At 69.8% G+C, this 22,495-nt stretch carries 22 protein-coding genes; 19 read left to right on the top strand and 3 right to left on the bottom strand.

What is annotated here, in order from left to right; genetic code table 11:
* The first annotated feature begins 138 nt into the window (after positions 1-138).
* From dxr to AU195_RS17985, 7 genes are all read left to right on the top strand, one after another.
* The gene (gene dxr / locus AU195_RS17955) at positions 139-1,317 is read left to right on the top strand and encodes a 1-deoxy-D-xylulose-5-phosphate reductoisomerase (protein WP_059160397.1); all 1,179 of its coding nucleotides are present in this window, start codon (positions 139-141) and stop codon (positions 1,315-1,317) included.
* Positions 1,314-2,528, top strand: coding sequence for a M50 family metallopeptidase (locus AU195_RS17960; protein WP_059160398.1), 1,215 nt, complete (start codon positions 1,314-1,316; stop codon positions 2,526-2,528). The genes dxr and AU195_RS17960 overlap by 4 nt, the downstream gene beginning before the upstream one ends.
* An 8-nt stretch (positions 2,529-2,536) precedes the next feature.
* Entirely contained in the window at positions 2,537-3,709 is a 1,173-nt protein-coding gene (gene ispG / locus AU195_RS17965) for a flavodoxin-dependent (E)-4-hydroxy-3-methylbut-2-enyl-diphosphate synthase (protein ID WP_059160399.1), read from the top strand.
* A gap of 55 nt (positions 3,710-3,764) precedes the next feature.
* Positions 3,765-4,619: a GNAT family N-acetyltransferase gene (locus AU195_RS17970; RefSeq protein WP_059160400.1), complete on the top strand. Its 855-nt coding sequence runs from the start codon at positions 3,765-3,767 to the stop codon at positions 4,617-4,619.
* Positions 4,620-4,642: 23 nt separating this feature from the next.
* The gene (locus tag AU195_RS17975; protein WP_059160401.1) at positions 4,643-5,335 is read left to right on the top strand and encodes a GNAT family N-acetyltransferase; all 693 of its coding nucleotides are present in this window, start codon (positions 4,643-4,645) and stop codon (positions 5,333-5,335) included.
* A 127-nt stretch (positions 5,336-5,462) separates the two neighbouring features.
* Positions 5,463-7,283, top strand: coding sequence for a penicillin-binding transpeptidase domain-containing protein (locus tag AU195_RS17980; RefSeq protein WP_059160402.1), 1,821 nt, complete (start codon positions 5,463-5,465; stop codon positions 7,281-7,283).
* Between the two features lie 16 nt (positions 7,284-7,299).
* Positions 7,300-7,917, top strand: a complete 618-nt coding sequence (locus AU195_RS17985; RefSeq protein WP_059160403.1) for a DUF1707 SHOCT-like domain-containing protein — start codon at positions 7,300-7,302, stop codon at positions 7,915-7,917.
* Here the strand turns inward: AU195_RS17985 and AU195_RS17990 are convergent, their stop codons facing one another.
* Positions 7,918-8,304 carry a PaaI family thioesterase gene (locus AU195_RS17990; RefSeq protein ID WP_059160450.1) on the bottom strand — a complete coding sequence of 129 codons (387 nt, stop codon included), beginning with the start codon at positions 8,302-8,304 and terminating at the stop codon, positions 7,918-7,920. It lies immediately after the preceding gene.
* A gap of 81 nt (positions 8,305-8,385) precedes the next feature.
* Between AU195_RS17990 and map the strand changes: the two genes are divergently transcribed.
* The 4 genes from map (at position 8,386) to AU195_RS18010 (ending at position 12,092) form a co-directional block, all read left to right on the top strand.
* On the top strand, positions 8,386-9,243 hold the full coding sequence (map, locus tag AU195_RS17995; protein WP_059160404.1) for a type I methionyl aminopeptidase: 858 nt from the start codon (positions 8,386-8,388) through the stop codon (positions 9,241-9,243).
* Positions 9,244-9,313: 70 nt separating this feature from the next.
* Positions 9,314-10,798: a cobyric acid synthase gene (locus AU195_RS18000; RefSeq protein WP_059160405.1), complete on the top strand. Its 1,485-nt coding sequence runs from the start codon at positions 9,314-9,316 to the stop codon at positions 10,796-10,798.
* Between the two features lie 4 nt (positions 10,799-10,802).
* Positions 10,803-11,468 carry a hypothetical protein gene (locus AU195_RS18005; RefSeq protein ID WP_059160406.1) on the top strand — a complete coding sequence of 222 codons (666 nt, stop codon included), beginning with the start codon at positions 10,803-10,805 and terminating at the stop codon, positions 11,466-11,468.
* Positions 11,469-11,540: 72 nt separating this feature from the next.
* On the top strand, positions 11,541-12,092 hold the full coding sequence (locus AU195_RS18010; protein ID WP_059096861.1) for an alpha/beta fold hydrolase: 552 nt from the start codon (positions 11,541-11,543) through the stop codon (positions 12,090-12,092).
* On the opposite strand, the gene ngg is transcribed toward AU195_RS18010, so the two are convergent.
* Together ngg and AU195_RS18020 are read right to left on the bottom strand one after the other, a co-directional pair.
* Entirely contained in the window at positions 12,093-13,889 is a 1,797-nt protein-coding gene (gene ngg / locus AU195_RS18015; protein ID WP_059160407.1) for an N-acetylglutaminylglutamine synthetase, read from the bottom strand.
* Positions 13,886-15,691 carry an N-acetylglutaminylglutamine amidotransferase gene (locus AU195_RS18020; RefSeq protein ID WP_059160408.1) on the bottom strand — a complete coding sequence of 602 codons (1,806 nt, stop codon included), beginning with the start codon at positions 15,689-15,691 and terminating at the stop codon, positions 13,886-13,888. The genes ngg and AU195_RS18020 overlap by 4 nt, the downstream gene beginning before the upstream one ends.
* 398 nt (positions 15,692-16,089) lie before the next feature.
* Here AU195_RS18020 and AU195_RS18025 point away from each other — a divergent pair, with 398 nt between their 5' ends.
* Genes AU195_RS18025 through AU195_RS18060 form a run of 8 tightly spaced genes read left to right on the top strand, consistent with a single transcriptional unit; the run spans position 16,090 to position 22,495 of the window.
* Positions 16,090-17,457, top strand: a complete 1,368-nt coding sequence (locus AU195_RS18025) for a glutamine synthetase family protein (RefSeq protein WP_059160409.1) — start codon at positions 16,090-16,092, stop codon at positions 17,455-17,457.
* Between the two features lie 19 nt (positions 17,458-17,476).
* Positions 17,477-18,199, top strand: a complete 723-nt coding sequence (locus AU195_RS18030) for a gamma-glutamyl-gamma-aminobutyrate hydrolase family protein (RefSeq protein WP_059160410.1) — start codon at positions 17,477-17,479, stop codon at positions 18,197-18,199.
* The gene (locus AU195_RS18035; protein WP_059160411.1) at positions 18,196-19,563 is read left to right on the top strand and encodes an aldehyde dehydrogenase family protein; all 1,368 of its coding nucleotides are present in this window, start codon (positions 18,196-18,198) and stop codon (positions 19,561-19,563) included. The genes AU195_RS18030 and AU195_RS18035 overlap by 4 nt, the downstream gene beginning before the upstream one ends.
* Positions 19,564-20,337, top strand: a complete 774-nt coding sequence (locus AU195_RS18040) for a 3-oxoacyl-ACP reductase (protein WP_059160412.1) — start codon at positions 19,564-19,566, stop codon at positions 20,335-20,337.
* A gap of 6 nt (positions 20,338-20,343) precedes the next feature.
* Positions 20,344-21,066 carry a FadR/GntR family transcriptional regulator gene (locus tag AU195_RS18045; RefSeq protein ID WP_059160413.1) on the top strand — a complete coding sequence of 241 codons (723 nt, stop codon included), beginning with the start codon at positions 20,344-20,346 and terminating at the stop codon, positions 21,064-21,066.
* 10 nt (positions 21,067-21,076) lie between these two features.
* The gene (locus AU195_RS18050) at positions 21,077-21,406 is read left to right on the top strand and encodes an ArsR/SmtB family transcription factor (protein ID WP_172800621.1); all 330 of its coding nucleotides are present in this window, start codon (positions 21,077-21,079) and stop codon (positions 21,404-21,406) included.
* Between the two features lie 58 nt (positions 21,407-21,464).
* Positions 21,465-22,163 carry an energy-coupling factor ABC transporter permease gene (locus tag AU195_RS18055; RefSeq protein ID WP_059160414.1) on the top strand — a complete coding sequence of 233 codons (699 nt, stop codon included), beginning with the start codon at positions 21,465-21,467 and terminating at the stop codon, positions 22,161-22,163.
* Complete coding sequence (locus AU195_RS18060) at positions 22,160-22,495, top strand: PDGLE domain-containing protein (protein WP_059160415.1); 336 nt, start codon at positions 22,160-22,162, stop codon at positions 22,493-22,495. Before AU195_RS18055 ends, AU195_RS18060 begins: the two co-directional genes overlap by 4 nt.

Below are 22,495 nucleotides of genomic sequence, written 5' to 3' on the forward strand. Positions count from 1 at the left end.
TGGGGGCCGCCTCGACGTCTGACGCGGGTGATTCGGGCGTGCCCCGCCTCCGGATGGCCGCCGGGGCGATGCGTCAGATTCACGTCACACCCGCCGCACGACTAGGGCCGTCGGGGCAACAGGCGGCACAATGGCCCGGTGGGCACAAGACTTCGGGTGCTGATCCTGGGCAGCACCGGATCGATCGGCACCCAGGCGCTGGACGTGATCGCCGCGAATCCCGACCGCTTCGAGGTCGTCGGACTCGCCGCAGGCGGGGCGAACCCGGATCTGCTGGCCCGTCAGCGCGCCGAGACCGGCGCGACCGCGATCGCCGTCACCGATCCCGCTGCGGCCGAGCGGATCGGCGATGTCACCTACACCGGACCCGATGCGGTGACCCGGTTGGTCGAGAACACCCCGGCCGACGTGGTGCTCAACGCGCTCGTCGGGGCGCTCGGGCTCGAGCCGACGCTGGCCGCGCTGGCCACCGGCGCGCGACTCGCGCTGGCCAACAAGGAGTCGCTGGTCGCCGGGGGGCCACTGGTGCTGCGGGCCGCCGCGCCGGGTCAGATCGTGCCGGTGGACTCCGAACACTCGGCGATGGCCCAGTGCCTGCGCGGCGGCAGCGCCGACGAGGTCGCCAAGCTCGTGCTCACGGCGTCGGGAGGCCCGTTCCTCGGCTGGTCGGCCGGTGATCTGCAGTCGGTGACGCCCGAGCAGGCGGGTAAACACCCGACCTGGTCGATGGGGCCGATGAACACGCTGAACTCGGCGACCCTGGTGAACAAGGGGCTCGAGCTCATCGAGACGCATCTGCTGTTCGGCATCGACTACGACCGCATCGAGGTCGTGGTGCACCCGCAGTCGATCGTGCACTCGATGGCCACCTTCACCGACGGCTCGACGCTGGCTCAGGCCAGCCCACCGGATATGAAGCTGCCCATCGCACTCGCGCTGGGCTGGCCCGACCGGATCCCCGGCGCCGCACTCGCCTGCGACTTCACCACCGCGTCGACCTGGGAGTTCCTCCCGCTCGACGACGAGGTGTTCCCGGCGGTGCGGTTGGCCCGGGAGGCCGGCCGGCGCGGCGGCAGCCTCACCGCCGTCTACAACGCCGCCAACGAGGAGGCGGCCGCCGCATTCCTCGACGGGCGCATCCGGTTCCCGCAGATCGTCGAGACCGTGGCCGAGGTCCTGCGCGCTGCCGACCAGTGGGCCGCCGAACCGGCTACCGTGGAAGAGGTCCTCGATGCCCAGCGCTGGGCTCGGGACCGCGCCGGGCGCGCCGTCGAGCAGGCCGCCACACCTCCGAATAAAGGGTTAGTCACCAGATGATGTTTGCTCTCGGCATCGTGCTCTTCGCACTGGCCATCCTGGTGTCGGTCGCCCTGCACGAATGCGGCCACATGTGGGTTGCGCGCGCCACGGGGATGAAGGTGCGGCGGTACTTCGTCGGTTTCGGTCCCACCCTGTGGTCGACCCGCCGGCCCAACCGGCTCGGCAGCACCGAGTACGGCGTCAAGGCCGTACCGCTCGGCGGGTTCTGCGACATCGCCGGAATGACCTCGGTGGAGGAACTCGCCCCCGAGGACCGGCCCTACGCGATGTACCGCCAGAAGGTGTGGAAGCGCGTCGCCGTGCTGTTCGCCGGTCCGGGGATGAACTTCGTCATCGGCCTGGTGTTGATCTACGCCATCGCGGTGATCTGGGGACTGCCGAACCTGAACCCCCCGACGTCCGCCATCGTCGGCGAAACCGGCTGTGTCGCATCCCAACTCAGCAAGGACAAGCTCGGTGAGTGCACCGGCCCCGGCCCCGCGGCGGAGGCCGGCATCCGGGCCGGCGATGTGATCGTCCGGGTCGGCGACACCGACGTCGCCACCTTCGACGAGGCCAGGGTGACGCTGCAGAAGTCCTCCGGCCCCACCCCGATCGTGATCGAGCGGGACGGTGAAGAACTCACCAAGGTGGTCGACGTCACGCAGACCCAGCGCTTCACCGGCGAGGGGGACCAGCCGACGACCGTCGGCGCCATCGGCATCGCCGCCGCGCAGTTCGGGCCCACCCAGCACAACGCGCTGTCGGCGGTGCCCGCCACGTTCGCGTTCACCGGCGACCTCGCCGTCGAACTGGGCAAGTCGCTGGCCAAGATCCCCACCAAGGTGGGCGCGCTGGTGGAGTCCATCGGCGGTGGTGAGCGCGATCCGGAGACCCCGATCAGTGTCGTGGGCGCCAGCATCATCGGCGGCGACACCGTCGACGCCGGGCTGTGGGTGGCGTTCTGGTTCTTCCTGGCCCAGCTGAACTTCGTCCTCGGCGCGGTGAACCTGGTGCCGCTGCTGCCGTTCGACGGCGGGCACATCGCCATCGCCGTGTTCGAGAAGATCCGCAACATGATCCGGTCGGCGCGCGGCATGGTGGCCGCGGCGCCGGTGAACTATCTCAAGCTCATGCCCGCCACCTACGTAGTGTTGGTGGTGGTGGTCGGCTACATGCTGCTGACCGTGACCGCTGACCTGGTCAACCCGATCAGGTTGTTCCAATAGGAGACCTCATGACTTCCGGCCCCGTCATCGGGCTTGGTATGCCGCCCGCACCGCCGCCGGTACTGGCGCCGCGGCGCAGGACCCGTCAGCTGATGGTGCGCGACGTCGGCGTGGGCAGTGACCATCCGATCTCGGTCCAGTCGATGTGCACCACCAAGACCCACGACATCAACTCGACGCTGCAGCAGATCGCCGAACTCACGGCGTCGGGCTGCGACATCGTCCGGGTGGCGTGCCCGCGGCAGGAGGACGCCGACGCACTGCCCGTGATCGCCAAGAAGTCGCAGATCCCGGTCATCGCCGACATCCACTTCCAGCCGAAGTACATCTTCGCCGCGATCGACGCCGGCTGTGCCGCGGTGCGCGTCAACCCCGGCAACATCAAGGAGTTCGACGGCCGGGTCAAGGAGGTGGCCAAGGCCGCCGGTGACGCCGGAATCCCGATCCGGATCGGTGTCAACGCCGGATCGCTGGACAAGCGCTTCCTGCAGAAATACGGCAAGGCCACCCCCGAGGCGCTCGTCGAGTCGGCGCTGTGGGAGGCCTCGCTGTTCGAGGAGCACGGCTTCGGCGACATCAAGATCAGCGTCAAGCACAACGACCCCGTCGTGATGGTCGCCGCCTACGAGTTGCTGGCCGCCCAGAGCGACCATCCGCTGCACCTCGGCGTCACGGAGGCGGGTCCCGCCTTCCAGGGCACCATCAAGTCCGCGGTCGCCTTCGGCGCGCTGCTCTCCAAAGGCATCGGCGACACCATCCGGGTGTCGCTGTCGGCGCCGCCCGCCGAAGAGGTGAAGGTCGGCAACCAGATCCTCGAGTCGCTCAACCTGCGGCCGCGCGGTCTGGAGATCGTGTCGTGCCCGTCGTGCGGTCGCGCCCAGGTCGACGTGTACACCCTGGCCAACGAGGTCACCGCGGGCCTCGAGGGGATGGAGGTGCCGTTGCGCGTCGCCGTGATGGGCTGCGTCGTCAACGGTCCCGGCGAAGCGCGTGAAGCCGATCTCGGCGTGGCCTCCGGCAACGGCAAGGGCCAGATCTTTGTCAAGGGTGAGGTCATCAAGACCGTGCCCGAGGCGCAGATCGTCGAGACGCTGATCGAGGAGGCCATGCGCATCGCGTCCGAGATCGGCGACAGCCCCGAGGGAAGTGCCAGCGGTTCACCGGTTGTGACCGTAAGCTGAACACCGACGCGGTGAGTGGTGTCACCGCCTCGGTCCAGCAGAAAGCAGCATCGCGATGTCGGCTCCGCCGCTATTCCGCCTCGCCGACGACCGTCGAGTCTCGGTGGTGCGCGACGTCGCCGCGGTCCAGCGCGTGCTGGACGACGACCCGGTCGGTGCCTGCATGGTCGCGTCGCGGGTGGCGGATCACGGTGTCGAACCCAGCGCGATCGGCGGCGAACTGTGGACCCGCCGGCGCGCCACCGACTCCCTCTGCTACGCCGGGGCGAACCTCATCCCGCTGCGCGGCGAACCCGCCGACATGCACGCCTTCGCCGACAAGGCCACCAGCAGTGCCCGGCGCTGTTCGTCGCTGGTGGGCCGCACCGAGCTCGTGATGCCGATGTGGCGACGGCTGGAACGGGCCTGGGGTCCCGCCAGGGACGTGCGTGACCACCAACCCCTGATGGCCCTCGACACCGCGCCGCAGAGTCCCGTCGACCCGGCGGTGCGGCCGGTGCGGATCGAGGAACTCGACGCCTACCTGGTGGCGGCCATCGACATGTTCATCGGCGAGGTCGGGATCGACCCCCGGGCCGGTGACGGCGGCCGCGGTTACCGGCGCCGGGTCGCCGGGCTGATCGCCTCGGGCCGCGCCTGGGCCCGGTTCGAACACGGTGAGGTGGTGTTCAAGGCGGAGGTCGGCTCGCAGTCGCCCGCCGTCGGTCAGATCCAGGGTGTGTGGGTCCATCCCGACTGGCGGGGCCGCGGCCTGGGCACCGCAGGCACCGCGGCGCTGGCCGCCGCGGTCGTGCGCGGCGGACGGATCGCGAGCCTCTACGTCAACAGCTACAACACGGTGGCCCGGGCGACCTACGCGCGCATCGGCTTTCGCCAGGTCGGCACCTTCGCCACCGTGCTGCTCGACTGACCGCGACGGCTACGCTGACGGCCATGACCGATGCCGACCCCGGACGCGACAGCGAAGCCGTCGGTGACCGCCGCGTCGTCCGCCGGGAGATCGCCGACGCGCTGATGCGGGCACTGGAGCGCCGCCACGAGGTGCTCGACGTGATCGTGGCCTCCGAGGACTACGACGCCGCGATCGAGGAGATCGCCGCGCTGCTCGGGACGTCGGCCGCCGGTGGCGAGGCGGTCCTGCGGCTGTCGTTCGACCGGTTGACCAAGGTCTCGCGGCGGCGGATCGCCGCCGAACTCGACGACCTCAACAACCAGCTCAGCTTCACGATGGGTGAGCAGTCGTCGCGCCGAGTGGAACGGGTTGTGCTGCGGCCCTTCTCGGCCACCGACGATCGCGACGTCTTCGCGGCGCGCACCGCGGACGTGCGCGCCGCCGGGGACGGGTCCGGGGCGCCCGCCGGCACGCTGGACGACGAGATCAGCGCGGCCGTCGGCCGGGTCGACGCCGAGGAAGCGGTCTGGCTGGTCGCCACCGTCGGCGCCGACAAGATCGGCATGGTGTTCGGCGAACTGTCCGGCGGCGAGGTCAACGTGCGCATCTGGATCCACCCGGAGCACCGCAAACGTGGATACGGCACCGCGGCGCTGCGGGCCTCGCGTTCGGAGATGGCCGCCTACTTTCCCGCGGTGCCCCTCGTCGTGCGGGCCCCGGCCGCCGGCGCCTGAGCGGCTGCCTCGCCGAGATCGACGAAATGGCGGGATCTACTCGCACAATCCCGCCCGTTTGTTCGTTTGGGCGACAGACGGTGCGCCTCCCCGCGATCCGGTGGCCACATCCCTAACATCTGCCTCAATGGCAACTAAAACCTCAGCAGTAACAAGGGTCACCTGTCTGCTCACGGTGGCCACGGTTCTCGGCAGCCTCGGCCTGTCCGGTTGCACCCCCAAACCCAACGGCCCCGAACCCGCGGCCGAGGAGTTCTTCGCCGCGCTGTCCACCGGCGACACCGCGGCGGCCGCCGAACTCGCCGACCGCCCCGCCGATGCGCGCGCCGCGCTGAACGAGGCGTGGGCGGGTCTGCAGGCCACCCACCTCGACGCGCAGATCATCGGGTCCAAGTACTCCGAGGACACCGGCAGCGTCACCTACCGCTACACCTGGCATCTGCCGAAGGACCGCACCTGGACCTACGACGGTCAGCTCAACATGGTGCGCGACGAAGGTCGCTGGGAAGTGCGTTGGGCCACAACGGGTCTGCACCCACGACTGGGCGAGAACCAGTCGTTCGCGCTGCGCGCCGACCCGCCGCCGCGGGCCTCGGTCAACGAACGGGGCGGCACCGAGGTACTGGTACCCGGGTACCGGTACCACCTAGCCCTCGACGCGAAGGCCGCGGGCGCCGAACTGATGGCCACCTCCCGGGTGGTCGCCGACGCGCTGCGCCCGTTCAATCCGACGATCGACGCGCAGCGCCTGGCCGAGCAGGCGTCGTCGATGGCCGAGCCGATGAGCCTGATCATGCTGAACCAGGCCGACCACGACCGGGTGGCCGGCATCCTCGGCCCGCGACCGGGTGTGGTGATCACGCCCCAGCCCGACATGCTGCCCACCGACAACCAGTTCGCACCGGCGATCATCAACGAGGTCAAGAAGGAGGTCTCCGACGAACTCGACGGCCGCGCGGGGTGGCGGGTCGTCACCGTCAACCAGAACGGCGTCGACGTCGACGTCCTCAACGAGGTACCCGGAGACCCCGCCCCGTCGGTGACCATCAGCCTCGACCGTGCCGTGCAGACCGCCGCGCAGAACTCGGTGAACTTCACCGGCAAGCAGGCGATGATCGTCGCGCTCAAGGCCTCGACCGGTGAGATCCTCGCGGTCGCGCAGAACGCCGCCGCCGACGCCGAGGGCCCGCTGGCCACCATGGGTCTGTATCCGCCCGGGTCGACGTTCAAGATCGTCACCGCGGGCGCTGCGATCGAACGGGACATGGCCACGCCGAACACGTTGCTCGGCTGCCCCGGGCACATGGACATCGGCCACCGCACGGTGCCGAACTACGGCGGATTCGATCTCGGCACCGTGCCGTTGTCACGGGCGTTCGCCAGTTCGTGCAACACGACGTTCGCCGAACTGGCCAGCCGGATGCCGCCGCGCGGCCTGACCACCGCGGCCGCCCAGTACGGCATCGGGCCGGACTATGTGGTCGAGGGCATTCCCACGGTCTCCGGCTCGGTGCCCCCCACGGTCAACCTCGCGGAGCGCACCGAGGACGGATTCGGCCAGGGCAAGGTGGTGGTGAGCCCGTTCGGGATGGCGCTCGTCGCCGCGACGGTCGCCGCCGGCCAGACCCCGGTGCCGCGGCTGATCGAGGGGCGCGACACCGTCGTCACCGGCCAGCACGGACCTGTCCGGCCCGACGTCGTCGAGGCCCTGCGGCCCATGATGCGGCTGGTGGTGACCAACGGCACAGCGAAAGATCTGGCCGGCGCCGGGGACGTGCGCGGCAAGACCGGTGAGGCCGAGTTCGCCGGCGGGTCGCACTCCTGGTTCGCCGGGTACCGCGGTGACCTGGCTTTCGCCGCGCTCATCGTGGGCGGGGGCAGTTCGGAGTACGCGGTGCGGATGCTGCGCGGCATGCTCGACGGACTGCCCGCCGACTACCTCGCCTGAGTAGCCTGGAGGGGCTATGACCACCCCGGCCCCCAACGGTGACGCCCAGTCCGGCCCGATGCCGATGCGCATCTCGGACGCCGACCGCAACGGCACGCTGCGGCGCCTGCACAACGCGGTCGCACTCGGCCTCATCGACATCGAGGAGTTCGAGGAGCGCTCGGCGCTGGTCTCCCAGGCGCGGCTGCGCTCCGATCTCGACGCCCTGGTCACCGACCTTCCGGGACCCGGGGCGATCGTCACCTCCGCGACCGACCGGGTCGAACTGCGCGGGGTGTTCGGATCGCTCAAGCGCCAGGGGGAGTGGATCGTTCCGACGCGGCTGGCGCTGCACCGCCGGATGGGGTCGATCGACCTCGACCTGACCCGCGCGCGGTTCGCCGGCCCGATCGTCGTCATCGAGCTGGATCTCAAGTTCGGCGGGCTCGACCTCCGGCTTCCCGACGGGGCCAGCGCCTCGATCGACGACGTCGAGGTCATCGTCGGCAGCGCGACCGACCACCGCAGGGACGTCCCCGCCGAGGGGCGCCCACACGTGGTGCTCACCGGCAAGGTCGTGTGGGGTTCGGTCGACATCCGGGGCCCGCAGACCGGGTGGTTGCGGCGACCGCGGTTCCTCGGCGAACGCGGCTGACTACCGCGGGTCGAGGACCGCGAAACTCAGCGTGGAACGCGCCGCGAGCCGGCCGCGTCCCACATCGGTGACGTCGACGGCCGTCACGATCATGCGCTTGCCCGCGCGCACGACGGTCGCCTCGGCCCGCGCCGGGCCCACCACGACGGGCGCGAGGAAGTGCACGGTCATATCCGCCGTCGTCACGCTCTGACCGGCGGCGACGTGCCGTTCGGCCAGCCGGCCCGCCGCGATGTCGATGAGTGTGGCGACCAGCCCACCCTGTAGGGCGCCGCGGGTGTTGGCGAGGTCCGGCCGGTTCTCCATCTCGAGGACGAACCGCTCATCGCTCTCGAGCACGTCGTGGATGCCCAACTGACCGAGCAGGTGGTCAGGGGTGGTTCTCATCGGGGTCGACTCGCCGAGCATGAGGGAGAACCTAGCATTCTCGTCTGAAGAGAGTGACGTTCTCCTAGCTATCCTAGGTGCATGTCTGTGCGCACCGCCCTCCGTCCCGGCGAGCTGTCACCCACGCTGCCGGTGCCCAAATCGATCGCGCGCCCGGAGTACGCGTGGCGGCCGACCGTCGTCGAGGGCAACGAACCGTGGGTGCAGACGCCCGAGGTGATCGAGAAGATGCGCGTGGCCGGGCGCATCGCCGCCGGCGCACTGGCCGAGGCGGGCCGGGCCGTCGCCCCCGGCGTGACCACCGACGAACTCGACCGCATCGCCCACGAGTACATGGTCGACCACGGTGCCTACCCGTCGACGCTGGGCTACAAGGGCTTTCCCAAATCGTGCTGCACGTCGCTCAACGAGGTCATCTGCCACGGCATCCCCGACTCGACGGTGATCGAGGACGGCGACATCGTCAACATCGACGTCACCGCCTACATCGACGGCGTCCACGGTGACACCAACGCCACCTTCCTCGCCGGCGACGTCGCCGAGGAGCACCGGCTGCTCGTCGAGCGCACCCACGAGGCGACCATGCGGGCGATCAAGGCGGTCAAACCCGGCCGTGCGCTGTCGGTGGTCGGCCGGGTCATCGAGGCCTACGCGAACCGGTTCGGCTACAACGTCGTTCGCGACTTCACCGGACACGGCATCGGCACGACGTTCCACAACGGACTGGTGGTGCTGCACTACGACCAGCCCAGCGTCGAGACCGTCATCGAACCGGGGATGACGTTCACCATCGAACCGATGATCAACCTCGGCGGCCTCGACTACGAGATCTGGGACGACGGCTGGACCGTGGCCACCAAGGACCGCAAGTGGACCGCCCAGTTCGAGCACACGCTGGTGGTCACCGACACGGGCGCCGAGATCCTCACCCAGCTGTGAGCATCACACCGAACGTGCGCCCAGCGCGATCTTCCGGTCGGATTGTCGCAGTGAGCGCACGCTCGACGCGATGAACGGGGCGCTGCTCGTCGCCGGCACCACGTCGGACGCCGGGAAATCCATGGTGGTGGCCGGGCTGTGCCGGCTGCTGGCCCGCAAGGGTGTCCGGGTCGCGCCGTTCAAGGCGCAGAACATGTCGAACAATTCGGCCGTCACCGTCGACGGCGGGGAGATCGGCCGCGCGCAGGCCGTGCAGGCACGCGCCGCGGGGCTGGACCCGAGTGTGCGGTTCAACCCGGTACTGCTCAAACCGGGCAGCGACCGCACCTCGCAACTCGTCGTCCGCGGGCGGGTCACCGGCACCGTGAGCGCGACCGACTACATCACCCACCGCGACCGGCTCGCCGACGTTGTCGCAGACGAATTCGCCGCTCTGCGAACGGAATTCGACGTCGTGCTGTGCGAGGGTGCGGGCTCGCCCGCCGAGATCAACCTGCGCGGCACCGACCTGGCCAACATGGGGCTCGCGCGGCGCGCACACCTGCCGGTGGTCGTGGTGGGCGACATCGACCGCGGCGGGGTGCTGGCCCACCTGTTCGGCACCGTCGCGGTGCTCCATCCCGACGATCAGGCGCTGATCGCGGGCTTCGTGGTCAACAAGTTCCGCGGCGATCCGACGCTGCTCGCTCCCGGGCTCGACCAATTACGCGCGCTGACGGGCCGCCCGACCTACGGGGTGATCCCGTACAGCGACGAACTCTGGATGGACACTGAGGATTCGGTGTCGGTCGTCGCGGGCCGCACCATCGGGCGCCCGGCACCGCCGCGCGGCGCCGAGGGGCTCCGGGTGGCGGCGGTGCGGCTGCCACGGATCTCCAACTCGACCGACATCGAGGCGCTGGCGTGCGAACCCGGGGTGGTGGTGCGTTGGGTGACCGATCCGGCCGACGTGGCCGGCGCGGACGTCGTGGTGCTGCCGGGTACGAAGGCCACCGTCGCGGACCTGCAGTGGTTGCGCGCCGGCGGATTGGCGGAGCCGATCGCCGCTCACGCGCGGGCGGGCCGGCCGGTGCTGGGTATCTGCGGCGGGTTCCAGATGCTGTGCCGTCACATCGACGACCCCGTCGAGTCACGGGCGGGGCGGGTGACGGGTCTCGGGCTCCTCGACGCCGACATCGCCTTCGACGCCGAGAAGACGTTGCGGCGCTGGACGACACCGCTGCAGGGCTACGAGATCCACCACGGGCAGGTGACCCGCTCCGGCGCCGACGACTGGGCCGGAATCGGGGTCCGGCGCGGTGCGGTGTTCGGCACCCACTGGCACGGCGTGTTCGACAACGACGAGTTCCGGCGGGCCTGGCTCACCCGCGCCGCCGCGGCGGCGGGCCGGTCCGGGTTCGTCGTGGCCGGCGACATCGACGTGTCCGCGCGCCGCGACGCCCAGTTCGACGTCATGGCCGATCTGTTGGAGAACCACCTCGACGTCGACGCCGTCTGTGACCTCGTCGGCGCCGGACCGCCGCCACGCCCAACCATCTCGACGGGGCTAGCCTGAGCACATGACCGGGTGGCGTGCGGTGCCGTGTGCGCTGCTGCTGCTCGGAGCGCTCACCGGCTGCACCACCACCGTGTCGGGCAGCGCGACCTGGCCCGGCGCCCGACTGGAGAAGGTGGTCCTGACCCAGGCGGACTTCCCGCCGGGCGTGCAGTACGACCGGATCGTCGACCAACCCGGTCAGGCGGGGGCGGCCGAGGGTCCGCCGTCGATGCTCTCCCGCCCAGAGGGATGCTCCGACGGGCTGACCCGGGTGATCGAGCGCAGCGCGCAACGCGGACCCGGCAGTGCGGCGAAGTACGTGGCCGCCTACGACGGTGCGCGCGTCGTGATGACCGTGCTCACCTGGCGGCTCGACCTCGACCGCCTCGCCGAGACCGCCGAGCGGTGCGCGGAGTTCGAGACCTTCTTCGACCCCACCGACGCGGGCATCCCGATGACCACCACCCGCATCGACGGCGCGCGGCCCGACGCGTTGGTATATCGGCAGACGATGACACTTGCCGGTGTGGACAGCAGCGTCTACTTCGGCTTCGACAACATCGGCACGATGGCGGTGTTCGGAATCGCTTTTCCCACACCGAATCCTGAGATCCCGGTCGACGGCGCACTCCCTCAGACGTTCCTGGACATCGCCACCCGTCAGGCCGAGCGCGTCGCCGCCGGCTGAGACCGGCGCAACACGCCAGATTCGCACCCGCCGGGTCGGCGCAGCCGGTAGCGTGGCCGAGTGCTCTCCTCCATGGTCACCGTCGACGGCTTCCCCGTTCCGGTGGATGTGGCAGGCCCGGAGAAGGGCTCGGCGGTGGTGCTGCTCGGCGCGGCCCAGCACTCGCCGGCGGCCTACGACGGGATCTGTCAGCGTCTGCACACCGCGTCGCTGCGCACCGTCGTGATCGGCGCCGATCCCCGGCTCACGGCCAAGGCCGTCGTCGGCATCCTCGACGCCATCGACGTCCGGTGGGCGCTGCTGGTGGGCGACCGGCACGGCGGCGAACTCGCATGGGAGCTGGCCGCCACCAGATTGGACCGCTTCATCGGGTTGGTGGTGATCGACCGGGGCCATCCGCGCGTTCCCGACCCGGCCGGTGTCGTCCGCGACGAACACTGCCCGCCCGTGGAGATGAACACCACGGCACTGGTGAGCACGCCGGCCTCGCGGTCGGTGGCCAAGGCCAGCCAGCGTTTCGTCTACGGCGACTACCGCATGGTCGACCTGCTGGGCCGGCGCAACGCCGCCGACTCCACGGCGCAACTCGCCGCCGAGATCGTGCTGCGCACCAGCACCTGGTGACTACGAGGGCGTTTCCTCCGGGGTCCACGCCTGCGGCAGCCCGGGTTGCATGGGGAACAGGAAGTCCACGAAAGCCGCTGCGGTGGGCTGTGGTTCGTGATTCGCCAGCCCTGGGCGTTCGTTGGCTTCGACGAACACGTAGTCGACACCGGTGACGTCGGGCACCAACAGGTCGATCCCGGTGACGGGGATGCCGATGGCTTCCGCGGCGGCCACCGCCACCCGGCACAGCTCGGGGTTCACGTCCGCGGTGACGTCGTGGATGGTGCCGCCCTGATGGAGGTTGGCCGTCCGGCGGACCCGCAGCCGCTCGCCTTCGGGGAGCACGTCGTCCAGCGACCAGCCCGCCTCTCTGACCGTGCCCTCGGTGACCTTGTCCATGGGGATCCGGGATTCACCGCCGGTCGCGGCCGCCCGCCGCCGACTCTGGGTCTCGATGAGTTCGCGGATCGTGTGCTTGCCGGTGCCGACGATCTCCGCCGGCATGCGCAACGCCGCCGCGACCACCTTGCCGTCGATGACCACCAGGCGCAGATCGTCGCCCGGCGCGCGTTGTTCGATCAACACCTCGGGGTGCTGTTCACGGGCACGCGCCAGGGCCGCGTCGAGTTCCTCGCCGCTCTCGACGCCGACGGTGATCCCCTTGCCCTGCTCCCCGCGCGTGGGTTTGACCACGACGTCGCCCACCTCGGCGAGGAAGTCGTGATCCTGTTGGTCGAACGTCGCCAGCCGTCCCTTCGGCACCGTGATCCCGGCGCCGGAGACGATCCGCCGGGTTTGGCGTTTGTCGTCGCAACGCGCCATCGCCACCGCGGAGGTGAACTCCGACAGGGATTCCCGGGTGATGACGCTGCGCCCGCCGTGGCTCAGACGCATCTCTCCGGCGCCGGCGTCGAGCACCTCCACCCAGATCCCGCGTCGGATCGCCTCGTCGGCGATGATGCGCGCATACGGGTTGAGATCGTCGACGGTTTCGGGGGAGTGCGTGAAGAGCGGTTCGTTGATCGCGTTCTTGCGCTTGACCGCCAGCACCGGGACACGGTGGAATCCGAGCTTCTCGTAGAGCGCGATCGCGGCGGTGTTGTCGTGGGCCACCGACAGGTCCATGTACGCGCGCCCGCGCTCACGGAACAACCTCGCCAGCGCGCGGGTGAGCGCGGCGCCCACCCCCGGGAGGCTGGACGTCGGGTCGACGGCCAGCGTCCACAGGCTCGATCCGTCCTCGGGGTCGTTGAACAACAGCTTGTGGTCCACGCCGGTCACCGTGCCGACGACACTGCCGTCGTCATCGCGCACCGCGACCAGGTAGACGACCGATTCGGCGTCGCTGTTGTTCTCCCAGATGACGTCCGTCGGGGCGGGGACCATCCCGCACTGCACGTACACCCGGTTCATCGCATCGGCGTCGGACTGCTTCCGCAACGGCCGGACCGTGAACCCCGTCGGGGTGGGGGCCGGCGTCTCCTCGCCCTCGGTGAAGCGCAACCGGTAGGTGTGGCTCGGGTCGATGAACAGTTCCGAGGGCGAGCGCGCCACCAGCACGTGCGATTCGCGGGCGTAGATGCAGATGTCGCGCCGGCCCGGGCCCTCGTGCTGCAGCACCTTCGCCAGCTTCTCCGGGTCGGCGAAGGTCTGGCCGAATATCAGCCGGCCCCAACCCAGTTCGAGCACGACGTCGTCGGTCATAGCGTCCACCAGGTGCTGCGGGGACGCATCGTGCAGGCTGAGGGTGATGGCCTCGGTGTGCTCGCTGTCGGGGTCCAGGTGTTCGGCCAGCTGAGGGTCGAGTTTGGTCATGCGGCGGGCCCCGTGATGCCGTGGCGCTGCAGCCACAACTCCAGCAGCGCGATCTGCCACAACTCGTTGCCGCGCAGCGGGGTGAGCCGGCCGTTCGGATCGGCCAGCAGCCGGTCGACCGCCTCGGGCCGGAACAGGTCGCGTTCCTTGGCGGCGGGCGCGGACAGCGCGTCGCGGACCAGATCGAGGTAGGGGCCCTCGAGGTGGGTGAGTGCCGGCACCGGGAAGTACCCCTTGGGCCGGTCGATGACGTCGGCGGGGATCACCCGGCGCGCCGCCTCCTTGAGCACCCCCTTACCGCCTTGGGCGGTCTTGTACTCCGGGGGACAGGTGGCGGCCAGTTCGACCAGTTCGTGGTCGAGGAACGGCACGCGGCCTTCCAGACCCCAGGCCATCGTCATGTTGTCGACGCGTTTCACCGGGTCGTCGACCAGCATGACCATGCTGTCGAGGCGCAGCGCCCGGTCCACGCCGGTCGCGGCGCCTTCGCGGGCGAAGTGCTCGGTGACGAACCGGCCACTGGGATCGCCGTCGGCGAAGTACGGCGGGGTGACGAGCTTGTTGAGGGCGTCCGGGTCGCGGTCGAAGAACGCCGCCCGGTAACTGGCCACCGAACCGTCGACCGAGGCGGCGCCGGGTTCGGCCATCGGCGGGTACCAGTGGTACCCGGCGAACACCTCGTCGGCGCCCTGGCCCGACTGCACCACCTTGACGTACTTGGCCACCTCCTGGCTGAGCAGGTAGAAGGCCACACAGTCGTGGCTGACCATCGGCTCGCTCATCGCGCCGATCGCGCCGTCGAGGGCGGGCAGCATCCGCGCCGTGTCGATGCGGATCTGGTGGTGGTCGGTGCCGAACCGCTGCGCGACGATGTCGGAGTACTTGAACTCGTCGCCGGCCACGCCGTTGACCGACTCGAACCCGATCGAGAACGTCTGCAGGCCGGTCTGACCCGCCTCGGCGAGCAGGCCGACGATCAAGCTGGAGTCGACGCCACCCGAGAGCAGACAACCCACCGGCACGTCGGCGACCAACCGGCGCTCGACCGCACGACGCAGCGCCGTCAGCACCGCGTCCTCCCAGTCCTTCTCGGACCAGTCGGCGCGGTCGCCGTGCCTGGTGAAATCCGGGGTCCAGTACGTCGTGGTGGTGCGGCTGCCGTCGGGTTCGATGGCGACCAGCGACGCCGGCGGCACCTTCTTGACGCCGCGCAGGATCGTCAGTGGTGGCGGCACCACCGAGTGGAAGGACAGGTAGTGGTGCAGCGCGACCGGATCGATGCGGGTGTCCACGCCGCCGCCGGCGACCAGGGCCGGCAACGACGAGGCGAAGCGGATGCGGTGCGCGTCCTCGGAGATGTAGAGCGGTTTGATGCCCAGCCGGTCGCGGCCCAGCAGCACCCGGCCGCTGTCGCGTTCTACGATCGCGAACGCGAACATCCCATAGAGACGGTCGACGAACCGGTCACCCCAGTGGTGGTACGCCTTGAGCAGGACCTCGGTGTCGCTGGTCGAGAAGAACCGGTATCCGTGACCCCGCAACTCGTCGCGCAGCTGCTGATAGTTGTAGATGCAGCCGTTCCAGGCGATGGCCAGGCCGAGGTCGGAGTCGACCATCGGCTGCGCCCCCGCCTCGGACAGGTCGATGATCTTGAGGCGACGGTGTCCCAGCGCGACGCGGCCCTGTGACCAGGCGCCGGCGCCGTCCGGGCCGCGCGGTGACAGCGTCTCGGCCATCGCCGAGACGGCGGCTAGGTCTGGGTTTCGGCCGTCGAGGCGTACCTCGCCGGTGGCTCCACACATCGCTTAGACCCTACCGTGACCGGGTTCCGGGCGCGGTGCGGCTCCGCGAATCACTCCCGCCGGATCGTTCGTTCCCACGCGCGCTTGATACCCGCTTGCCTGCGCTATATGCGCTGGACATGGCCCATCTCACACCCGCCACGCCGGTGATCGCCGGTGGCGGTCCGCCTCAAGTCCGTGTGGCCCTGCAGGATCTCGTCCCGATGGCACCGCCGAGCCCCTCGAGCGCGGTATGGGGCCGGTCAGCGCGACCGCAGAACGGAGCCTAAGATGCCAAAGGTCTGATGTCCTACCTTTGCGAGTGCCGATCGTGTAAACCTTCGGGGGGAACGTCCGGCAGATCGCTGGCCAAAGGTCGGCTCCGCGTCACAGGCGGGGCCCATGGGAAAGGTGCGCACATGGGGACCCAGACCGGCATGTTGGCGCAGGCCGACCTCGAACGCATGGTGTCCGAGCGGGAGATCGACACGGTCATCGTCGCCTTCACCGACATGCAGGGCAGGCTCACCGGCAAACGCATCTCGGCGCGGCTGTTCGTCGACGACGTGGCCGCACACGGCGCCGAGTGCTGCAACTACCTGCTGGCCGTCGACGTCGACAACAACACCGTCGACGGATATGCGATCTCCAGCTGGGAGACCGGCTACGGCGACATGGTCATGACCCCCGATTTCGACACGCTGCGGCTGATCCCCTGGCTGCCGGGCACGGCGATGGTGATGGCGGACCTGTCGTGGACCGACGGCCGTCCGGTGAAGCAGGCTCCGCGCAGCATCCTCAACCGTCAGATCGACCGGCTGGCCGAGCGGGACCTGGTGCCGTATGCCGCCACCGAACTCGAGTTCATGGTGTTCGACGACTCGTTCCGGGCGGCGTGGGCGGCCGGGTACAAGGGCCTCACCCCGGCCACCGACTACAACATCGACTACGCGATGCTGGCGTCGACGCGGATGGAGCCGCTGCTGCGCGACATCCGGCTCGGCATGGAGGGTGCGGGCCTGTACTGCGAGGGCGTCAAAGGCGAGTGCAACCTCGGGCAGCAGGAGATCGGGTTCCGCTACGACCACGCGCGGGTGACGTGTGACAACCACACGATCTACAAGAACGGCGCCAAAGAGATCGCCGATCAGCACGGCAAGAGCCTGACGTTCATGGCGAAATTCGATGAGCGCGAAGGCAACAGCTGTCACATCCACATCTCGCTTCGTGGCGCCGACGGCAGTGCCGTATTCGCCGACGACGACGCCGAGGACGGGATGTCGCCGCTGTTCCGCAGCTTCATCGCCGGCCAACTGGCGACGATGCGCGAGCTGTCGCTGTGCTACGCACCGAACATCAACTCCTACAAGCGATTCGCCGAGGGCAGCTTCGCGCCCACGGCGATCGCCTGGGGGTTCGACAACCGGACGTGCGCGCTGCGCGTGGTCGGCCACGGCGCCGCGATGCGTATGGAGAACCGCGCGCCCGGCGGCGACGTCAACCAGTTCCTCGCGGTGTCGGCGCTCATCGCCGGCGGGCTCCACGGCATCGAGAACGAGCTCGAACTTTCGGACCCGGTGACGGGCAACGCCTACACCAGTGGCGCCGAACGCCTGCCCACGACGCTGTCGGAAGCGGCCGATCTGTTCGAGCGTTCCGAGGTCGCGCGCGCCGCCTTCGGTGACGACGTCGTCGAGCACTATGTCAACTACGCGCGTGTGGAACTCAACGCGTTCAACGCCGCGGTGACCGATTGGGAGAGGGTGCGCGGTTTTGAGCGGCTCTGAGCGCAGCCCCGTACTCGGGATGACCACCTATCTGCAGCAGGCACAGACCGGCGTCTGGGATGTCCACGCGAGCTTCCTGCCCGCGATCTACTTCCAGGGCGTGAACCTCGCCGGAGGCGTCGCGGTGCTGCTGCCCCCGCAGCCGGCCGACTCCGGCGCGGCGGCCCGGGTGCTCGACGGACTCGACGGGTTGATCCTGACCGGCGGTAAGGACGTCGACCCCGCCCGCTACGGCCACGAGCCGCATCCCACCACCGACGAACCCGACCGGGTCCGCGACGCATGGGAGTTCGCGCTGCTCGACGAGGCGCTGCGGCGCGGTGTTCCGGTGCTGGGGATCTGTCGCGGCGCGCAGGTGCTCAACGTCGCGCTGGGCGGGACGCTGTTCCAGCACCTGCCCGACGTGATCGGTCACACCCACCACCAGAAGGGCAACGCGGTGTTCGGCACCTCGGCGGTGTGGACCGAACCCGGCACCCGCCTGGCGGAGCTCATCGGGAAGACCTCGGATGCGCAGTGCTACCACCACCAGGCGATCGACCGGGTCGGCGACGGCCTGATCGTCAGCGCCCGTGACGACGACGGGGTGATCGAGGCGGTCGAACTGGACCGGAGCCGCCATCCCGACCGGTGGGTGGTGGCGGTGCAGTGGCATCCCGAAGAGCGCCTCGACGATCTGCGGCTGTTCGCCGCGGTGGTCAAGGCCGCGAGCCAGTATGCGATGGAAAGGGTGAGGACGTGACCTCCAGTGAGGTGATCAACCCGGCGACCGAGGAGGTGCTGCGGACCGTCGACCTGCTCGACGTCGACGGCGTCGACGATGCGGTGGCGCGGGCGAAGTCGGCGCAGCGGACGTGGGCGCGGCTCGCGCCGGCCGAACGCGCGGCCGCACTGCGCTCGTTCGCCGCGGTGGTCGACGCGCACGTCGACGAGTTGGCCGCACTCGAGGTGGCCAACTCCGGACATCCCATCGGCAGCGCCGAATGGGAGGCCGGGCACGTCCGCGACGTCCTGCAGTTCTACTCAGCGAGCCCGGAACGGTTGTCGGGCAAGCAGATCCCGGTGGCCGGCGGTCTGGACGTCACGTTCAACGAGCCGCTCGGCGTCATCGGCGTGATCACCCCGTGGAACTTCCCGATGACCATCGCCGCGTGGGGTTTCGCGCCGGCGCTCGCCGCGGGCAACGCCGTGGTGCTCAAACCCGCCGAGTGGACGCCGCTGACGTCGATCCGGCTGGGGGAGCTGGCGGTCGAGGCCGGTCTGCCCGCCGACCTCTTCCAGGTTCTGCCCGGTCGCGGTTCGGTGGTCGGCGAGCGGTTCGTCACCCATCCCGACGTCCGCAAGATCGTGTTCACCGGTTCCACCGAGGTGGGCACCCGGGTGATGGCCGGTGCGGCCGCACAGGTCAAGCGGGTCACGCTGGAGTTGGGCGGCAAGAGCGCCAACATCGTCTTCGACGACTGCGATCTGGAGAAGGCCGCCGCCACCGCGCCCTACGGGGTCTTCGACAACGCCGGACAGGACTGCTGCGCGCGCAGCCGGATCCTGGTGCAGCGCAACGTCTACGACCGGTTCATGGAACTGCTCGAACCCGCGGTCAAGGGGGTTCGGGTCGGCGACCCGGCGTCGCGTGACACCGAGATGGGCCCGTTGGTGAGCAAGAAGCACTGGGAATCGGTCGCGTCCTTCGTGTCCGACGACGCGCCGGTCGCCTTCCGCGGAGCCGCTCCCGAGGGCCGCGGGTACTGGTTCGCGCCGACGGTGCTCACCCCGCAGCGGACCGACCGCACCGTCACCGAGGAGATCTTCGGGCCGGTGGTGACGGTCCTGCCGTTCGACGACGAGGCCGACGCGATCGCACTCGCCAACGACACCCCCTACGGGTTGTCGGGTTCCATCTGGACCGAGAACCTGTCCCGCGCGGTGCGGGTGTCGCGCGCACTGGAAGCGGGGAATCTGTCGGTCAATTCGCATTCCTCGGTCCGGTACAACACCCCGTTCGGCGGCTTCAAACAATCCGGGCTGGGCCGTGAACTCGGCCCCGACGCCCCGCTGTCGTTCACCGAGACCAAGAACGTGTTCTACGCCGTATCGGAGGAGAGCTAGATGGACCTGACCCAGCGGCTGGCCGGCAAGGTCGCCGTCATCACCGGCGGCGCCAGCGGTATCGGCCTGGCCACCGCCAAGCGCATGCGCGCCGAGGGCGCCACCATCGTCATCGGTGACATCGACCCCGCCACGGGCAAGACCGTCGCCGACGACCTCAACGGGACCTTCGTCCAGGTGGACGTGTCCGACCAGGTGGCCGTCGACGCCCTCTTCGACACCGCCGCCGAGACCCACGGTTCGGTGGACATCGCCTTCAACAACGCGGGCATCAGCCCGCCCGAGGACGACCTGATCGAGAACACCGGCATCGACGCGTGGCAGCGGGTGCAGGACATCAACCTCAAGTCGGTCTTCTTCTGCTGCAAGGCCGCACTGCGCCACATGGTGCCCGCGCAGAAGGGGTCGATCGTCAACACCGCGTCGTTCGTCGCGGTGATGGGCTCGGCCACGTCGCAGATCTCCTACACCGCCTCCAAGGGCGGGGTGCTGGCGATGTCGCGGGAACTCGGTGTGCAGTACGCCCGGCAGGGCATCCGGGTCAACGCGCTGTGTCCCGGCCCGGTGAACACCCCGCTGCTGCAGGAGTTGTTCGCCAAGGATCCCGAGCGCGCGGCGCGGCGGCTCGTGCACGTTCCGGTCGGACGGTTCGCCGAACCCGAGGAACTGGCCGCCGCGGTGGCGTTCCTCGCCAGCGACGACGCCTCGTTCATCACCGCGTCGAGCTTCCTGGTCGACGGCGGCATCAGCGGCCACTACGTCACGCCGCTGTAGGTCCTGATGAGTCCCGGACCGGAACCGCAGCCCGCCAGCGAGACCCTCCTGCGGCCGGTCCGGCTCGGAAACGCGTTCGAGGACACCGTCGGCCGGTTGCTGGAGACCATCCGCCTCGGTGTTCTCGCACCCGGTGAGTCACTGCCGCCCGAACGCGAACTCGCCGCGCGCCTCGGCGTCAGCCGGGACACCGTCCGGGAGGCCATCAAATCGCTGGCCGAGGCCGGCTACCTGGTGTCGCGCCGCGGCCGCTACGGCGGCACGTTCCTCGCCGAGGAACTGCCTCGGCACACCCGGGCCGAACGCGGGCTGACGCGCGAGGAGATCGACGACGCCCTGCGGTTGCGGGAGATCCTCGAGGTCGGCGCCGCCCGGATGGCGGCGGGACGCACGCTTTCCTCGGCGCAGCGTGAGGACCTGTGGACCCGGCTGGCCGATGTCCGCGCCGCGGCGCCCGAGGACTACCGCAGGCTCGACTCCCGGCTGCATCTCGCGATCGCCGAGGCCGCGGGTTCGCCGTCGCTGGTCCCGCTGGTGGCCGAGAACCGGATGCGGCTCAACGCGATGCTCGACCAGATCCCGCTGCTGACCCGCAACATCGCCCACTCCGACGAGCAGCACCATGAGATCGTCATCGCCATCCTCGCCGCAGACGTCGATGCGGCGGAGCGGACGATGCGGGCGCACGTCGCGGGATCTGCGGCGCTGCTGCACGGCTTCCTCGATTAGATTGTCGGTAGTGGAGCAACCCGGTGATCACAGACAGGTCGAGCGGGCGACCTCGGCACTGGCCGACGTCGACACCGGTGGCTGGACGCAGCGCTTCGATCTGCTGTCCGATCCGCACCGGCTGGAGATCCTGCTGAGCCTGCACCGGGCGCCCGGCATCTGCGTCGGCGACCTCGCGGCCGCGCTCGGCCGCTCGGAGAACGCGGTGTCCCAGGCGCTGCGGGTGCTGCGGCAGCAGGGTTGGGTGAGCTCGACACGCGTGGGCCGGGCGGTCAGCTACCGCCTCGACGACGAGATCGTGCACGACCTGCTGCACTGGATCGGCGCCCGGCACGGCTGAGCCCGCCTGCACATCTGTTCACCTGGACAGATGTGCGTGGCGGTCCTACGCTCGGAGAGTGAACGTCGACCACGTCGCCATGCACATGAGCGACGGTATCGTCAACGCCCCGACGTCGCTGCTGTTCGGTGCGATAGCCGTTGCGGCGCTGGGGTTTTGCGTCGTTCGCGCCAGAACCGAACTCGACGAGCGCGCGGTGCCGCTGGCCGGGCTCGTCGCGGCGTTCGTGTTCGCCGTGCAGATGGTCAACTTCCCGATCCTGCCCGGTGTCAGCGGGCACCTGCTCGGCGGAGCGCTGGCCGCGATCCTCGTCGGCCCCTTCACCGGCGCCCTGTGTATCGCGCTGGTGCTCACGGTACAGGCGCTGCTGTTCGCCGACGGCGGCGTCACCGCTCTCGGCGCCAACATCGTGAACATGTCGGTGATCGGCGTCGCCGCCGGATATGGCACCGCGGTGCTGCTGTACGCATTCGCCAGACGCAGGAATCCGGTGCCGGTGGCGGCGGTCGGCGTCGTCGCGTTCGTCGCTGCGATGGTCGGAACCATCTGCGCGGCAATGGGATTCGTGGTCGAATACGCCATCGGTGGGGCAGCGCCCGCATCGATGGGAGCGGTGCTCGCCTACATGGGCGGCACACACGCGCTGATCGGGGTGGGGGAGGGCGTCATCACCGCCCTGACCGTGGTGGCCGTCGCACGCGTGCGCCCCGACCTGGTGTACCTCCTGCGCGGAACGCGGGCCGAGGTGGCGGTGTGAGCAGACTCTTCTGGATCGTCTTCGCCGCGGTGACCGTCGTCGTGGCCGGGGGTCTGTCCTACCTCGCCAGCGCCAGCCCGGACGGCCTGGACGCCACGACCCTGCGCGGCTGTGAGGTGGTCGAAACCGCGGACGGGGAGTCGCTGAGCGGGGACTGCATCGCCCGGCACGCCGACGAGCATCCCCTGGCCGGCTCGCCGCTCGCGGACTACGCGGTGGGCGGCGTTCCCGAGACCAACGGCTTGGCCGGTGTCATCGGTGTGATCGTGACGGCCGCCGCAGGGACGGCGTTGTTCTGGTTCATCGCCCGCGCACGCCGCAGCAGGAGATAG

Origin of the sequence: Mycobacterium sp. IS-1496 (genome assembly GCF_001499995.1) — a bacterium.
In the GTDB taxonomy this organism is placed as follows: Bacteria; Actinomycetota; Actinomycetes; order Mycobacteriales; family Mycobacteriaceae; genus Mycobacterium.

Excerpts from the sequence above, each read along its gene's own strand:
- AU195_RS17960 (WP_059160398.1), top strand. The coding sequence starts at position 1,314 with ATGATGTTTGCTCTCGGCATCGTGCTCTTCGCACTGGCCATCCTGGTG.
- ispG (WP_059160399.1), top strand. The coding sequence starts at position 2,537 with ATGACTTCCGGCCCCGTCATCGGGCTTGGTATGCCGCCCGCACCGCCG.
- AU195_RS17970 (WP_059160400.1), top strand. The coding sequence starts at position 3,765 with ATGTCGGCTCCGCCGCTATTCCGCCTCGCCGACGACCGTCGAGTCTCG.
- AU195_RS17975 (WP_059160401.1), top strand. The coding sequence starts at position 4,643 with ATGACCGATGCCGACCCCGGACGCGACAGCGAAGCCGTCGGTGACCGC.
- AU195_RS17980 (WP_059160402.1), top strand. The coding sequence starts at position 5,463 with ATGGCAACTAAAACCTCAGCAGTAACAAGGGTCACCTGTCTGCTCACG.
- AU195_RS17985 (WP_059160403.1), top strand. The coding sequence starts at position 7,300 with ATGACCACCCCGGCCCCCAACGGTGACGCCCAGTCCGGCCCGATGCCG.
- AU195_RS17990 (WP_059160450.1), bottom strand. The coding sequence starts at position 8,304 with ATGAGAACCACCCCTGACCACCTGCTCGGTCAGTTGGGCATCCACGAC.
- map (WP_059160404.1), top strand. The coding sequence starts at position 8,386 with ATGTCTGTGCGCACCGCCCTCCGTCCCGGCGAGCTGTCACCCACGCTG.
- AU195_RS18000 (WP_059160405.1), top strand. The coding sequence starts at position 9,314 with ATGAACGGGGCGCTGCTCGTCGCCGGCACCACGTCGGACGCCGGGAAA.
- AU195_RS18005 (WP_059160406.1), top strand. The coding sequence starts at position 10,803 with ATGACCGGGTGGCGTGCGGTGCCGTGTGCGCTGCTGCTGCTCGGAGCG.
- AU195_RS18010 (WP_059096861.1), top strand. The coding sequence starts at position 11,541 with ATGGTCACCGTCGACGGCTTCCCCGTTCCGGTGGATGTGGCAGGCCCG.
- ngg (WP_059160407.1), bottom strand. The coding sequence starts at position 13,889 with ATGACCAAACTCGACCCTCAGCTGGCCGAACACCTGGACCCCGACAGC.
- AU195_RS18020 (WP_059160408.1), bottom strand. The coding sequence starts at position 15,691 with ATGTGTGGAGCCACCGGCGAGGTACGCCTCGACGGCCGAAACCCAGAC.
- AU195_RS18025 (WP_059160409.1), top strand. The coding sequence starts at position 16,090 with ATGGGGACCCAGACCGGCATGTTGGCGCAGGCCGACCTCGAACGCATG.
- AU195_RS18030 (WP_059160410.1), top strand. The coding sequence starts at position 17,477 with ATGACCACCTATCTGCAGCAGGCACAGACCGGCGTCTGGGATGTCCAC.
- AU195_RS18040 (WP_059160412.1), top strand. The coding sequence starts at position 19,564 with ATGGACCTGACCCAGCGGCTGGCCGGCAAGGTCGCCGTCATCACCGGC.
- AU195_RS18045 (WP_059160413.1), top strand. The coding sequence starts at position 20,344 with ATGAGTCCCGGACCGGAACCGCAGCCCGCCAGCGAGACCCTCCTGCGG.